Source organism: Citrobacter sp. Cs237 (assembly GCF_030332325.1).
Lineage (GTDB): Bacteria > Pseudomonadota > Gammaproteobacteria > Enterobacterales > Enterobacteriaceae > Citrobacter_A > Citrobacter_A sedlakii.
Genome location: NZ_JAOWIB010000106.1, coordinates 312657 through 326096, shown reverse-complemented (window position 1 = coordinate 326096; position 13440 = coordinate 312657). Strand labels below are relative to the sequence as shown.

The following is a 13440-nucleotide window of genomic DNA, read 5'->3' as shown; positions in this document are numbered from 1 at the left end:
GAAAGGCGCAGAAAAAGTGTTCAGGCGTGGCAAAGCCTTACCTGACAGGCAATTTATTTTCTTAACAGGGACGTTAACGCGTCACTGTCTTACGTCGCCGGTAAGACAGCGAAAGGCAGGCTTACCGGAAAAAAGTGTTTCTCCATCGCGGGAGAGGGGTGGGATCGGGATCCATAAAGCCTCCGGTAAGTGAATAATTTAAGACGCAGATTATAAGCCGCAGATCATACTCTTTGTGGCTATTATGGCGATATAATAACACCCTGTGATTAAACCAATGATAAACCAGACTTTGCTCATTGCGGTTCAAATGCGTAAAGTTATCCTCTTTACCTCTTCTTGATGCCTGCTATGGGAAAACGGGATGCAAAATCGGCTGACTATCAAAGACATCGCCCGTCTGAGCGGCGTGGGAAAATCCACGGTTTCGCGCGTACTCAATAACGAAAGCGGCGTGAGCGAGCGCACCCGCGAACGCGTGGAAGCGGTAATGAATCAGCACGGTTTCTCCCCCTCCCGCTCTGCGCGCGCCATGCGCGGTCAGAGTGACAAAGTGGTTGCCATTATGGTCACCCGCCTTGACTCGCTGTCCGAGAATCTTGCCGTTCAGACCATGCTGCCCGTGTTTTATGAACAGGGCTACGATCCCATTATGATGGAAAGCCAGTTCTCCACAGCGAAAGTAGAAGAACACCTCGGCATGCTGAAGCGCCGCAATATTGACGGCGTCGTGTTATTTGGCTTTACCGGCATTACCGACGCGATGATTGCGCCGTGGCAGGCTTCGCTGGTGCTGCTGGCGCGCGACGCGCAGGGCTTTGCTTCCGTCTGTTATGACGACGAAGGGGCGATAAAAATGTTGATGCAGCGCCTGTACGATCAGGGTCACCGCAACATCAGTTTTCTCGGCGTCCCCCACAGCGACGTCACCACCGGTAAGCGCCGCCATGAGGCGTACCTGGCGTTTTGCAAACAGCGCAAGCTGCATCCCGTCGCCGCGCTGCCGGGTCTGGCAATGAAGCAAGGCTACGATCATGCCGCCAGCGTGATCACGCCAGAAACCACGGCGCTGGTCTGCGCCACTGACACCCTCGCCCTCGGGGCCAGCAAGTATTTGCAGGAACAGCGGATCGACGCGCTGCAACTGGCGAGCGTTGGCAATACGCCGTTGATGAAATTCCTCCATCCCGAGATCGTCACCGTCGATCCGGGCTACGCCGAAGCCGGACGCCAGGCGGCTTCCCAACTGATCGATCAGATCACCGGGCGCGGCGAACTGCGCCAGATCGTCATTCCTTCCATGCTTTCCTGATCCGCAACTGACCGCTTTCTGTACGCGAATTTGTGATCTTCGCTGCGTTTCGGGAACGTTCCCATTTTTAAATATTCATCGCGGATATATTCTGTCGCCAGTCCAGCAACACCCATTTTCACAGTCATCGCCATGAGGCTTCATGATGAGTAAAATCAAACAAACGGATATCGACCAGCTTATTGCGCTGGTTGGCGGGCGGGAAAACATCGCGACGGTGAGCCACTGCCTGACACGTCTGCGCTTTGTACTGAATCAACCAGCCATTGCCCGTCCGAAAGAGATCGAACAACTGCCGATGGTCAAAGGCTGCTTCACCAACGCCGGACAATTTCAGGTAGTGATTGGCACTAATGTCGGTGATTACTATAAGGCGCTGCTGGCCACCACCGGCCAGGCCCACGCCGACAAAGAGCAGGCGAAAAAAGCCGCGCGCCAGAATATGAAATGGCATGAGCAGTTGATCTCCCATTTCGCCGAAATCTTCTTCCCGCTACTGCCGGCGCTGATCAGCGGCGGCTTAATCCTTGGCTTTCGCAACGTGATTGGCGATGTGCCGATGAGCAACGGCCAGACGCTGGCGCAGATGTATCCGGCACTGAAAACCGTCTATGACTTTTTATGGCTGATTGGCGAAGCGATTTTCTTCTACCTGCCGGTCGGGATCTGCTGGTCGGCGGTCAAAAAAATGGGCGGCACGCCGATCCTGGGTATTGTGTTGGGCGTCACGCTGGTTTCACCGCAGCTAATGAACGCGTATCTCCTCGGGCAACAATTGCCGGAAGTCTGGGACTTTGGCCTGTTCAGCATCGCTAAAGTTGGTTACCAGGCGCAGGTGATCCCGGCACTGCTGGCGGGTCTGACGCTCGGTTTTATTGAAACGCACCTGAAGCGCATCGTGCCGGACTACCTGTACCTGGTGATCGTACCGGTTTGTTCGTTAATCCTCGCGGTCTTCCTCGCCCACGCGCTGATCGGTCCGTTTGGTCGGATGATCGGCGACGGCGTCGCGTTCGCGGTGCGCCATCTGATGACCGGCAGCTTCGCCCCCATTGGCGCCGCCCTGTTTGGCTTCCTGTACGCCCCGCTGGTGATCACCGGAGTACACCAGACAACGCTCGCCATCGATATGCAGATGATCCAGAGCATGAACGGCACGCCAGTCTGGCCGCTTATCGCGCTGTCTAACATCGCCCAGGCGTCCGCCGTGGTAGGAATTATTATTTCCAGCCGTAAACATAACGAACGCGAAATCTCCGTGCCCGCCGCCATTTCCGCCTACCTGGGCGTTACGGAACCGGCGATGTACGGCATCAACCTGAAATACCGCTTCCCGATGCTCTGCGCAATGATTGGCTCCGGGATTGCCGGTCTGCTGTGCGGCCTGAACGGCGTGATGGCAAACGGGATTGGCGTCGGCGGCCTGCCGGGCATTCTCTCGATTCAGCCCACCTACTGGCAGGTGTACGCCGCCGCTATGGCGATCGCGATTGTTATTCCGATGGTGCTGACTTCGTTTGTGTATCAGCGTAAACACCGTCAGGGCACCTTACAGATTGTCTGACTTCATTTGGGGCGCAGTTGCGCCCCCTCGCATAACCAGGAATTTGCTATGACTACCCTTCCCCATTGGTGGCAAAACGGCGTGATCTACCAGATCTATCCAAAGAGTTTTCAGGATACCACCGGAAGCGGCACCGGCGATTTGCGCGGCGTGACCCGACGTCTCGACTACCTGCAAAAGCTGGGCGTGGATGCCCTCTGGCTGACGCCGTTCTATATCTCCCCACAGGTAGATAATGGCTACGACGTTGCCAACTATACCGCCATCGATCCGGCCTATGGCACGCTTGACGATTTCGACGAACTGGTGGCCCAGGCCAAAGCGCGCGGCATCCGTATCATCCTCGATATGGTGTTTAACCATACTTCCACCCAGCACCCGTGGTTTAACGCCGCACAGGACAAAAACAGTCCGTATCGCGAATTTTATCTCTGGTGCGACGGCTCGCCTGACGCGCCTCCGAATAACTGGCGCTCCAAATTTGGCGGCAACGCCTGGCGCTGGCACGCGCAAAGTGAACAGTATTACCTGCACCTGTTCGCGCCGGAACAGGCGGACCTGAACTGGGAGAACCCGGCGGTGCGCGCCGAACTGAAAAAGGTGTGCGAGTTCTGGGCGGATCGCGGCGTAGACGGCCTGCGTCTGGACGTCGTTAACCTGATCTCCAAAGACCCGCGCTTTCCTGACGACCTGGACGGAGACGGTCGACGTTTCTACACTGACGGTCCGCGCGCCCATGAATTTCTGCATGAGATGAACCGCGACGTGTTCACCCCGCGCGGTCTGATGACCGTCGGCGAGATGTCCTCCACCACCCTGGAACACTGCCAGCGCTACGCGTCACTCAGCGGCAGCGAACTGTCGATGACCTTTAACTTTCATCATCTGAAGGTGGATTATCCCGGCGGCGAAAAATGGACGCTGGCGAAGCCGGACATGGTGGCGCTAAAAGCCCTGTTCCGCCACTGGCAGCAGGGAATGCACAACGTGGCATGGAACGCGCTGTTCTGGTGTAACCACGATCAGCCGCGCATCGTTTCGCGTTTTGGCGATGAAGGCGAATACCGCGTTCCGGCGGCGAAAATGCTCGCGATGGTACTGCACGGCATGCAGGGCACGCCGTACATTTACCAGGGCGAGGAGATAGGCATGACCAATCCGCACTTCTCGCAGATCATCGACTACCGCGATGTGGAAAGTCACAATATGTTTGCAGCGCTGCGCGCGCAAGGGCGCGAAGCGGATGAGTTATTGGCGATCCTGGCGAGTAAATCCCGCGACAACAGCCGCACGCCGATGCAGTGGGACGATAGCCCAAATGCCGGGTTTACCACCGGCGAACCGTGGATTGCGCCCTGCGATAATTACGCCGACATCAACGTGGCGGCGGCAGTGGGCGATCCGAATTCTGTGTTCTACACCTACCAGCGGCTGATCGCGCTGCGTAAAGCAGAGCCAGTATTGACCTGGGGCGACTATCAGGATCTGCTGCCCGACAGCCCGCATCTCTGGTGCTATCGTCGTGAATGGCAGGGCCAGACGCTGTTGGCGATCGCCAACCTGAGCGGTGAATGCCAGCCCTGGCAGCCAGAACGCTGGCACGGTAAGTGGCAATGCCTGATGCATAACTACGAGGAAGTCTCGCCGCAGCCGACAACCATGACGCTACGCCCGTTTGAAGCAGTCTGGTGGTTGCGGAAGTAAATCCATACCTCTGTCCTGCCCGGCGAAAGGATTCCCGGGCTGAATGTGCCTCCCGCCTTACCTTCCTGTTTTCGTTGAATAATTAATCAGATTTTTCTCGCAATAATTTACAAACCGCGTAGTGCCCGTCATCTGTACGCTCTGGTTTTTACTTTGCGCTACATCAAGAAAAGTTCAAACACTTTTGATGCAAATCACTACATATAGAATTTAAAATGCACGCCGACCCAATATGTTGTATTAATCGACTACAATTGCTACAACGACAAAACACCGCCTGAGGGCAAAATTGTGGATAACATGGGTCTGGATTGCGGGAAGTCATTGGATAAAGAGATGAATAAGCCCAACACGGCTTCCCCAGCCTCTGTGGATAACCTGTTCTTATAAATATGGAGTGATCATGACACCGCATGTGATGAAACGAGATGGCTGTAAAGTGCCGTTTAAATCAGAGCGCATCAAAGAAGCCATTCTACGTGCAGCTAAAGCAGCGGGAGTCGATGACGCAGATTACTGCGCCACCGTCGCAGAAGTCGTTAGCAGCCAGATGAATGGACGTAGCCAGGTCGATATCAATGAGATCCAGACTGCGGTTGAAAACCAGCTGATGTCCGGTCCGTATAAGCAGCTGGCGCGCGCCTACATTGAGTATCGCCACGATCGCGATATCCAGCGCGAGAAGCGCGGCCGCCTGAACCAGGAAATTCGTGGCCTGGTGGAGCAAACCAACTCCGCGCTGCTTAACGAAAACGCCAACAAAGACAGCAAAGTGATCCCGACCCAGCGCGATCTGCTGGCCGGTATCGTGGCGAAACACTACGCCCGTCAGCACCTGCTGCCGCGAGATGTCGTACAGGCGCACGAGCGGGGTGATATCCACTACCACGATCTGGACTACTCGCCGTTCTTCCCGATGTTCAACTGTATGCTGATCGACCTGAAAGGCATGCTGACTCAGGGCTTCAAAATGGGGAACGCGGAGATCGAACCGCCGAAGTCCATCTCCACCGCCACGGCGGTGACCGCGCAAATTATCGCTCAGGTCGCCAGCCATATTTACGGCGGCACGACCATTAACCGTATTGATGAAGTGCTGGCGCCGTTTGTCACCGCCAGCTTCAATAAGCACCGTAAAACTGCCGATGAGTGGCAGATCCCGGATGCCGACGGCTACGCGCATTCGCGTACCGAAAAAGAGTGCTACGACGCATTCCAGTCTCTGGAATACGAAGTAAATACGCTGCACACCGCTAACGGTCAGACGCCGTTCGTGACCTTTGGCTTTGGGCTGGGCACCAGTTGGGAGTCGCGACTGATTCAGCAGTCGATTCTGCGCAACCGCATCGCGGGTCTCGGCAAAAACCGCAAGACTGCCGTGTTCCCGAAACTGGTGTTTGCCATTCGCGACGGCCTGAACCACAAGTTTGGCGATCCGAACTACGACATTAAGCAGTTGGCGCTGGAGTGCGCGAGTAAGCGCATGTACCCGGATATCCTGAATTACGACCAGGTCGTGAAAGTGACCGGTTCGTTCAAAACGCCGATGGGCTGCCGCAGCTTCCTCGGCGTCTGGGAAAACGAGAACGGCGAACAGGTACACGATGGGCGCAACAACCTGGGCGTAATCAGCCTGAACCTGCCGCGCATCGCGCTGGAAGCGAAAGGCGACGAAGCGACGTTCTGGAAACTGCTGGATGACCGTCTGGTGCTGGCGCGTAAAGCGCTGATGACCCGTATCGCCCGTCTGGAAGGCGTGAAAGCGCGCGTGGCGCCCATTCTGTATATGGAAGGCGCCTGTGGTGTGCGTCTGAAAGCCGACGACGATGTCGCAGAGATCTTCAAAAACGGTCGCGCGTCGATTTCGCTGGGGTATATCGGTATTCATGAAACCATCAACGCCCTGTTCGGCAGCGAGCACATGTACGACAACGACACACTGCGCGCCAAAGGCATCGCGATTGTCGAACGTCTGCGCCAGGCGGTGGATCAGTGGAAAGACGAAACCGGCTACGGCTTCAGCCTGTACAGCACGCCGAGTGAAAACCTCTGCGACCGCTTCTGCCGTCTGGATACCGCCGAGTTTGGCGTGGTGCCGGGCGTAACCGATAAAGGCTATTACACCAACAGCTTCCACCTCGACGTGGAGAAGAAGGTGAACCCGTACGACAAGATCGACTTCGAAGCGCCTTACCCGCCGCTGGCGAGCGGTGGCTTCATTTGCTATGGCGAGTACCCGAACATTCAGCACAACCTGAAAGCGCTGGAAGACGTGTGGGATTACAGCTATCAGCACGTGCCGTACTACGGTACCAACACGCCGATCGACGAGTGCTATGAATGCGGCTTTACCGGTGAGTTCGAGTGTACCAGCAAAGGCTTTACCTGCCCGAAATGCGGTAACCACGACGCCGCCCGCGTCTCCGTCACCCGCCGCGTCTGCGGCTACCTGGGCAGTCCGGACGCACGTCCGTTTAACGCCGGTAAGCAGGAAGAAGTGAAGCGCCGCGTTAAGCATTTAGGTAACGGGCAGATCGGTTAAGCAGGCAGTATTATTGCCCGGCAGAGCGACGCTTTTCGCAAAGCAACTGGCGCCAGGACAAGGCGGAAAGTCAGTGAATCCCGGGGAGCTTACAGTCGTAAGTGACCCGGGTGAGCGAGCGCGGCCAACGCAGTAATGGCGTCAATTGAGAAGTGAAGATGAATTATCACCAGTACTACCCTGTCGACATCGTCAACGGCCCCGGTACCCGTTGCACATTGTTTGTTTCAGGTTGTGTGCACGAGTGCCCCGGCTGCTACAACAAAAGCACCTGGCGGCTGAATTCCGGTAAACCGTTTACCAAAGAGATGGAAGACCAGATCGTTAACGATCTGAACGACACGCGTATTCACCGTCAGGGAATTTCGCTTTCCGGCGGCGATCCGCTGCATCCTCAAAACGTACCGGATATCCTGAAACTAGTGCAGCGCATTCGTGCTGAATGTCCGGGAAAAGATATCTGGGTGTGGACCGGCTACAAGCTCGATGAGCTCAACGCCGCGCAAATGCAGGTAGTGGATCTGATCAACGTGCTGGTTGATGGCAAATTTGTGCAGGATCTGAAAGACCCGGCGCTTATCTGGCGCGGCAGCAGCAATCAGGTTGTGCATCACCTGCGTTAACAGGCTTGTTTCTTTCCGCAACATACTGAAACAGCGGACAAACGGCTCTCAAAAACGGCTCACGCACTCCATCGCCACCGCTTTAAAGTCGGCGAAATTCTGGCAGGCGCACAGGCGCGTCATGGCGCGTTCGCGCAGGAAGGTCACGAAAATATCGTAGATCGCCATCGCTTCTTCATATTCACTTTTGCTGATGGCGAGTAAAAAGATGACGTGCGCGGTTTCATCTCCCCAGGCAATACCCTGCGGCGCCAACACCGTATAGACCACCGTTTTTTTCGCCAGCAATCCGAGGGCGTGGGGCAGCGCGATGCTGTCGCCGAGCATAGTACTGACAATGGCTTCACGCTCGACCACCGAATCAAGAAATTCGGCATCGACAAAGCCTTCACGGTGCAACTGATCGCACAGCGTTTTAAACAGCGTCTGCCTTTCCATCTCACCGTCAATAATGCGGAAATGGGCGGCGTCGAAGTATTTGTTCAACATCCACGGACGGGTACGGTCGACCAACACCAGCTTGCCGATCTGCTCCAGTTGATAGTCGGTGGGAAACGGTGCAATCTGCACGACCGGTTTGTCTTTTTCACCGACCCGCGCAGTGGCAATCACAAAATCCTCGGCGATGCTTTCGCGCTGCTCGTAGTCGCGCAGCGTCAGCGTACGAACAATTTCAATCTGCGGATACTTGCGCGCCAGTACCGCTTCAATCATCCGCACCATCGCGTTACCCGCATCGCAGACCAGCAGAACCTTCGGCTGCCGCTGGTAACCAATGTTGTAACTACGTTCAAGCCCTACGCCAATATGCAGCACCAAAAAACCGATCTCATTTTCGCTGATGCTATAGGGCGTGTATTTCCCCCAACTGGAGACGGCCGCCAGCGTCATGTCCCACGCCATTGGATAATGCTGTTTGATGTTTTCCAGCAGCGGATTCGGCAGCATGATCTGGTAGCGCACCCGGGTGATCATCGTTTTGATATGGGTCAGCAGATCGGCATGTAATTGCTTGTCATTCAACAAGTTGTAGTTGTACTGGCTATTGATAAAACGCAGGATGTAATTCACCAGCGCTTCTTCGTCGTCGGCGTTGATCGCGCTCGGCGCAATCTCCTGCACCTGGCGGGCGGCAATATGCACCTTTAGCCAGTTTTCTTCCGACACCGAAAGCGGGTGATTCGCCAGATGCTGGATCACACCGGCAATCTCACGCGCCGCCAGGCAGACATTTTCTTCCACTTCTTCGGTGGCAAATTCCGACAGCGGATAGCCTTCGCTGATGCGGCGCACCGCCACCGCACAGTAAAGGCGTAGAAACAGCTCGCCTTCGTCGGTCAGGCGAATGTGAAAACGGTTAAAAATATCCTCAAGGACAGGCTGCAACTGCGACGGCACGCCTGCGTACAGCGCCTCTTCCATCACCAGCGGATTCGCCGGATCCTGCTGTACCAGCGTCCATAACAGATCGGTCAGACAGGCGCGGATCGCCATCTCGCTGCCAAACAGCTTCATGCCATGACGCGGGCGGGTTTCCAGCGTCAAATGGTAACGCTGCAGCCATTCGCGCACGTCCGCCATGTCGTTTTGCAAGGTCGCCCGACTGACAAACCATTCATCAGCTAAATCTTCCAGCTTGATGGAAAAGGCGGAAGTCAGAAAGCGCACCATCAGATGATGCACGCGTTCCTGGCTGGTGCGCGGAATGCGTAGCGCGCTGGACTGCTGCGCCTGTAAGGTCTGAAAACTGGCCGGGTCATCGATCCTGAGCTGATAACCGTTTCCCCGGCTGAGGATAAACTGCGCGCCGTGCTGGGTCAGCAGAGCGTTAAGCGCCGTGATATCGGCACGAACAGTACGCGTGGAGACCGACAACCGCTGCGCCAGCTCATCCTGCGGCAGCGTCTCGTTTTGCAACATCGCAAACAGTTGCGCTAAACGTTGGTTGGGGAATCGCACGTCACTCTCCTCGTTTTTTTAGCCTAAGCACGTCCGGGTGAGCGCCAGCAGCTGGCGCACATCGTCCGGACGGGTATTACCGCTCACCTTATCAATAATTGAACTATAAATGTGAGGAATGATTTTGCTCACACCCGCGTCCAGCGCAATCTGCAAAATCTCGGCATAGTTATCGAGATCAATACCACCCGTCGGCTCCAGCCAGAAGTCATAACGCGCGCAGGCTTCCGCGACCGCTTTAAATTCATCGCGGCATTTCAGGCCGCCCATCGGGAAGTATTTGATGGAACTGCCGCCCATATCCTTGAGCAGGGCAATGGCCGTTTCGACCGGAACTATGCCGTCAGCGGCGCGGCTGCTTAGCGGCCCGGTAGAAATCTTCACCTTTCCCGGCGTGCCGGTAGGCGACACCAGTCCATTCACCACCGTTTCGCCCTGCCCCAGCAGCGCGCGGCTGGTCCCCACGCCGGTGAAAACCTGATTGACATGCTGCGGCTGCACCTGACGCGAGATCTCACTCACCATCGCCGACTGGTTCGGGTCGCCCGCGCCAAGCCCTACCGACAGCGCGTTATCGATCAGTTGGGCATACTCGCGCATATCAGCCACGGCGCTGTCGACATCCGGGTAATGTTTAGAGAGCACGCCGACCAGCACATGTCCTTCCGCCGCCGCGTAGATCTCACGGGCGTTATCCTTCGAGCCTGCCAACACGTTCAGGCAAACGCGATCGCGGTAAAAATTAGGGGTCAGTTTCATGCTGTTTTCTCCTGGTTAATCACCTCGCCAATACGGCGCGCCACAATCTCCAGTTGCGCGCGGTCTACGCTGCGCACATCTGCTTCAATAATCCCTTCGTTGGCTTTGTACCCGCGGAAATAAATGGCGTATTCGCCCTGTTTGAGCGCCTCTACCAGTTCGCCGGTCGCGATGCCGGTCACCGCTTCATCGAATTTAATCTCAGCGCGCGCGATGTCGCGTCCGGCGCTGTCCCACACCACGCGGGCGCTTACGCCGTTCAGGGTGTTCAGCGTGTCGATAAACGGCGTCATTTTTTCCACCATTTCCGCCCCGCTCTCTTTTTGCGCGTTCAGGTAAAGCTCAATGGCGCAGGTCAGGCCGAGGATGCCCTCTTTACCGACCTTCATCGCCCGGCCAATGCCCGCCGTCTGACGTTTCACCCATTCCACATACTGGGTTTTGCCTATCACCAGACCGCTGGTCGGACCCTCAATGGCCTTCGCGCCGCTATAGATCACCAGAGAAGCGCCGGCGCGGTAGTAGCACTGCAAATCTTCTTCCGCTGCGGCATCGACGATCAGCGGCAGATTGTGTTTGCGCGCCACCACCACCGCCTGCTCGACGCTGAGCATACTTTTCTGTACGCAGTGGTGGGACTTGATATAGAGGATGGCCGCAGTACGCGGCGTAATCGCCGCCGCCAGTTGGGCTGCGGAGCATTCGTTGGCGTAGCCAGCCTCCACCAGCTTACCGCCGCCGAGGGCCACCATTGTGCCGACCGGCGCGCCGAAATTGACGTTATGGCCTTTCGGCAGCACGATTTCGTTCTTTTCTATGGGCGTAACGTGGAGGTTTTCCAGCAACCAGTCGCTGTCCTGCACCAGAACAGCAGCCACCGACTGGGCAATGCCCGCTGACGCGCAGGAGACCACCGTCGCGCCTTCCACCTCCAGCAGTTTCGCAATGTACTCGCCGGTTTTATTCACCAGATCCTTCATTTCAAAGTACTGATTCATCCCGGCCATCGCCGCGTCTACAACTTCCGGGCGCGGCGTGGAAACGCCCAGCGCCGTCATGCGGCCCGAAGTATTAATGACTTGTTTTAGATTGTATTTCTCAAAAATTGAAGGCATGTTCCGCGCTCCCTTGTTCGGTCATATAGCCCTTGCCCGCGCGAATCGCGGCAAGCGGCACTAACAGCATGTCAGCCTGTAAGCTGTCGTTTTCAGCATCCACCAGCACGGTGGGCTGGCGTTGAAGCGTAAAGAGGGTGAGATCGGCGTCCAGGCCCGGCAGGAGGCGACCTTTATTTTTCAGATGCAGCCCTTCGGCGGCGTTAACGGTCACACAGTCGATGACCTGCGGCAGCGACATGCCGATAGCAAGAAATTTCGACATCACGTTGGCAAGTGAATGCACCGGACCGCTGATGCGGTTGCGGCAATAAATGTCCGAACTGATGGTGTGCGGCAGAATGCCTAAGCTGATGGCGCGCTTCGCCACCGCAAAGCTCAGGCTGGCGGTACCGTGACCGACATCAAGCCGCACGCCGCGCTGAATCGCCCGGGTGACCGAGGCGCGCAACGCCCCTTCCGGCGTCAGAATGCGGTTAGGTTTGCCGTTGTAGCAATGGGTGATGATGTCGCCGGCACTCAGTAGCCCGGCAATGTCATCCAGATTCGGGGGGTTATTGCCGATATGCACCATCAGCGGCAGTTCGCCGTTCTCTTTCTGAATGGCTTTTGCGCGCGCCAGCGGGGTGATGCCGTTTTCACCGACCACACTGCTGCTCATGCGCGCTTTCAGGCCGACGATAAAGTCCGGGTGACGCTTCACCGCCTGCTTTACCGCATCGGCGTCAATATTCGCCATGTTCGCCAGTTCATTTTGCGCAATCAGCCCGACGCGGGAGATATTAAGCAGCGCATACACCTCCGTCGCCGCGTCGCGGGTAAGGGTGTAGAAATCATCAATATCGTCAGCACCGGTACTGCCTGCATCCACGACGGTGGTCACGCCGGTTGCAATGCCGACGCTGTCTGGCTCGTCATAATAAATGGGGGATTTCGGATAGCAGTGAACGTGAGAGTCAATCCACCCGGCGCTGGCGTAGCATTCGCCGCGTAAGTCGACGGTTTTCACCGCCGGATCGTTTATCTCGCCCAGCGCGGCAATTTTGCCGTCCTTTATCGCGATATCGCATACCGTGTCGTCGACCAGACGTGCACGGCGCAGGAGTAAATCAAACATGTCACTCTCCTGTTTGCGCGGGCGATTCTACGCCCGCCGGGATGATGTGCCGGATAGCGGCGTCACTGCCTTATCCGGCCTGGAGGCGGTCATCAGCTGATCGCGATCGGGAAGATGGAGCCTAAAATCATGGCGCCGAGGATCGCGCCGCCGGTGATCGGTTTTTGCCAGATATAGAACAACAGCGCGCCCAGCAGCGACCCCACGCCAATCGGAATAGAGGCGGTCATCGCGCTCAGAATAATCAACGGTCCCAGGAAACGGCCAGAGGCGTTACCGGCCCCCATCATGACGTCCGCCCCGTAGGTCGAATCGCTCTGGTTGATGGTGAATTTACGCGCCAGAATGATGACGTAACCAATCGCCAGGCCAATCGCCAGACCGGTAACCAGAGAGGCGATAAAGTTCTCGACCGGGAAAATAATGCCAGCGCCGAGCAGCAGCGCCGGAACGCCCAGGCCAACGCCAGTCTGAATGGCCCCGCCGATATCCAGAATCCCCACCAGCGAACCTTCAATAATGCGGGCGAACAGGAAGCTGGCGCCAAACGCCGCAACCGCGCCGTAGGAGCCGGTATCCATCCCCGCCTTCAGCATCGCCACAAAAGCCACTTCGTTAAACGCGCCGATACCGTACAGGTAGTACATGTGCGTCCCGGCAAACACGCCGGAAGAGAGCAGGCCAACGAAGATCGGAAACGACCAGTCGGCAAACCAAAAACCTTTATTCTGTTCCATTGTGGCCT

11 protein-coding genes are annotated in these 13440 nt (G+C 56.6%); 5 read left to right on the top strand and 6 right to left on the bottom strand.

All coding sequences use genetic code 11. The features are described from left to right. Positions 1 to 121: 121 nt before the first annotated feature. Positions 122 to 175: a mgtA regulatory leader peptide MgtL gene (gene mgtL, locus OGY07_RS23380; protein WP_350396681.1), complete on the bottom strand. Its 54-nt coding sequence runs from the start codon at positions 173 to 175 to the stop codon at positions 122 to 124. Between the two features lie 189 nt (positions 176 to 364). Between mgtL and treR the strand changes: the two genes are divergently transcribed. From treR to nrdG, 5 genes are all read left to right on the top strand, one after another. After that, the gene (treR, locus tag OGY07_RS14940) at positions 365 to 1312 is read left to right on the top strand and encodes a trehalose operon repressor TreR (protein WP_042289426.1); all 948 of its coding nucleotides are present in this window, start codon (positions 365 to 367) and stop codon (positions 1310 to 1312) included. Positions 1313 to 1457: 145 nt separating this feature from the next. Then, positions 1458 to 2876: a PTS trehalose transporter subunit IIBC gene (gene treB, locus OGY07_RS14935; protein ID WP_286601883.1), complete on the top strand. Its 1419-nt coding sequence runs from the start codon at positions 1458 to 1460 to the stop codon at positions 2874 to 2876. 48 nt (positions 2877 to 2924) lie between these two features. Continuing rightward, a complete protein-coding gene (gene treC, locus OGY07_RS14930; RefSeq protein WP_286601448.1) occupies positions 2925 to 4580 on the top strand; it encodes an alpha,alpha-phosphotrehalase in 1656 nt (551 codons plus the stop codon). Between the two features lie 403 nt (positions 4581 to 4983). After that, positions 4984 to 7122, top strand: coding sequence for an anaerobic ribonucleoside-triphosphate reductase (gene nrdD / locus OGY07_RS14925; protein ID WP_042289430.1), 2139 nt, complete (start codon positions 4984 to 4986; stop codon positions 7120 to 7122). A 158-nt stretch (positions 7123 to 7280) separates the two neighbouring features. Then, a complete protein-coding gene (gene nrdG, locus OGY07_RS14920; protein WP_042289432.1) occupies positions 7281 to 7745 on the top strand; it encodes an anaerobic ribonucleoside-triphosphate reductase-activating protein in 465 nt (154 codons plus the stop codon). A gap of 48 nt (positions 7746 to 7793) precedes the next feature. Here the strand turns inward: nrdG and OGY07_RS14915 are convergent, their stop codons facing one another. The 5 genes from OGY07_RS14915 to OGY07_RS14895 form a co-directional block, all read right to left on the bottom strand. After that, on the bottom strand, positions 7794 to 9704 hold the full coding sequence (locus OGY07_RS14915) for a BglG family transcription antiterminator (protein ID WP_060570908.1): 1911 nt from the start codon (positions 9702 to 9704) through the stop codon (positions 7794 to 7796). An 18-nt stretch (positions 9705 to 9722) separates the two neighbouring features. Further along, positions 9723 to 10463 carry a 2-dehydro-3-deoxy-phosphogluconate aldolase gene (gene dagF, locus OGY07_RS14910; protein WP_042289437.1) on the bottom strand — a complete coding sequence of 247 codons (741 nt, stop codon included), beginning with the start codon at positions 10461 to 10463 and terminating at the stop codon, positions 9723 to 9725. Further along, the gene (locus OGY07_RS14905) at positions 10460 to 11578 is read right to left on the bottom strand and encodes a DgaE family pyridoxal phosphate-dependent ammonia lyase (protein WP_042289439.1); all 1119 of its coding nucleotides are present in this window, start codon (positions 11576 to 11578) and stop codon (positions 10460 to 10462) included. The genes dagF and OGY07_RS14905 overlap by 4 nt, the downstream gene beginning before the upstream one ends. Then, the gene (locus OGY07_RS14900) at positions 11562 to 12695 is read right to left on the bottom strand and encodes an amidohydrolase/deacetylase family metallohydrolase (RefSeq protein WP_286601444.1); all 1134 of its coding nucleotides are present in this window, start codon (positions 12693 to 12695) and stop codon (positions 11562 to 11564) included. Before OGY07_RS14900 ends, OGY07_RS14905 begins: the two co-directional genes overlap by 17 nt. A 92-nt stretch (positions 12696 to 12787) precedes the next feature. Next, positions 12788 to 13432 carry a DUF4310 family protein gene (locus OGY07_RS14895; protein WP_042289444.1) on the bottom strand — a complete coding sequence of 215 codons (645 nt, stop codon included), beginning with the start codon at positions 13430 to 13432 and terminating at the stop codon, positions 12788 to 12790. Positions 13433 to 13440 lie beyond the last annotated feature (8 nt).

Bases quoted from the DNA above. Each gene is read 5' to 3' on its own strand.
- treR (WP_042289426.1), top strand. From the start codon at position 365: ATGCAAAATCGGCTGACTATCAAAGACATCGCCCGTCTGAGCGGCGTG.
- treB (WP_286601883.1), top strand. From the start codon at position 1,458: ATGAGTAAAATCAAACAAACGGATATCGACCAGCTTATTGCGCTGGTT.
- treC (WP_286601448.1), top strand. From the start codon at position 2,925: ATGACTACCCTTCCCCATTGGTGGCAAAACGGCGTGATCTACCAGATC.
- nrdD (WP_042289430.1), top strand. From the start codon at position 4,984: ATGACACCGCATGTGATGAAACGAGATGGCTGTAAAGTGCCGTTTAAA.
- nrdG (WP_042289432.1), top strand. From the start codon at position 7,281: ATGAATTATCACCAGTACTACCCTGTCGACATCGTCAACGGCCCCGGT.
- dagF (WP_042289437.1), bottom strand. From the start codon at position 10,463: ATGAAACTGACCCCTAATTTTTACCGCGATCGCGTTTGCCTGAACGTG.
- OGY07_RS14905 (WP_042289439.1), bottom strand. From the start codon at position 11,578: ATGCCTTCAATTTTTGAGAAATACAATCTAAAACAAGTCATTAATACT.
- OGY07_RS14900 (WP_286601444.1), bottom strand. From the start codon at position 12,695: ATGTTTGATTTACTCCTGCGCCGTGCACGTCTGGTCGACGACACGGTA.
- OGY07_RS14895 (WP_042289444.1), bottom strand. From the start codon at position 13,432: ATGGAACAGAATAAAGGTTTTTGGTTTGCCGACTGGTCGTTTCCGATC.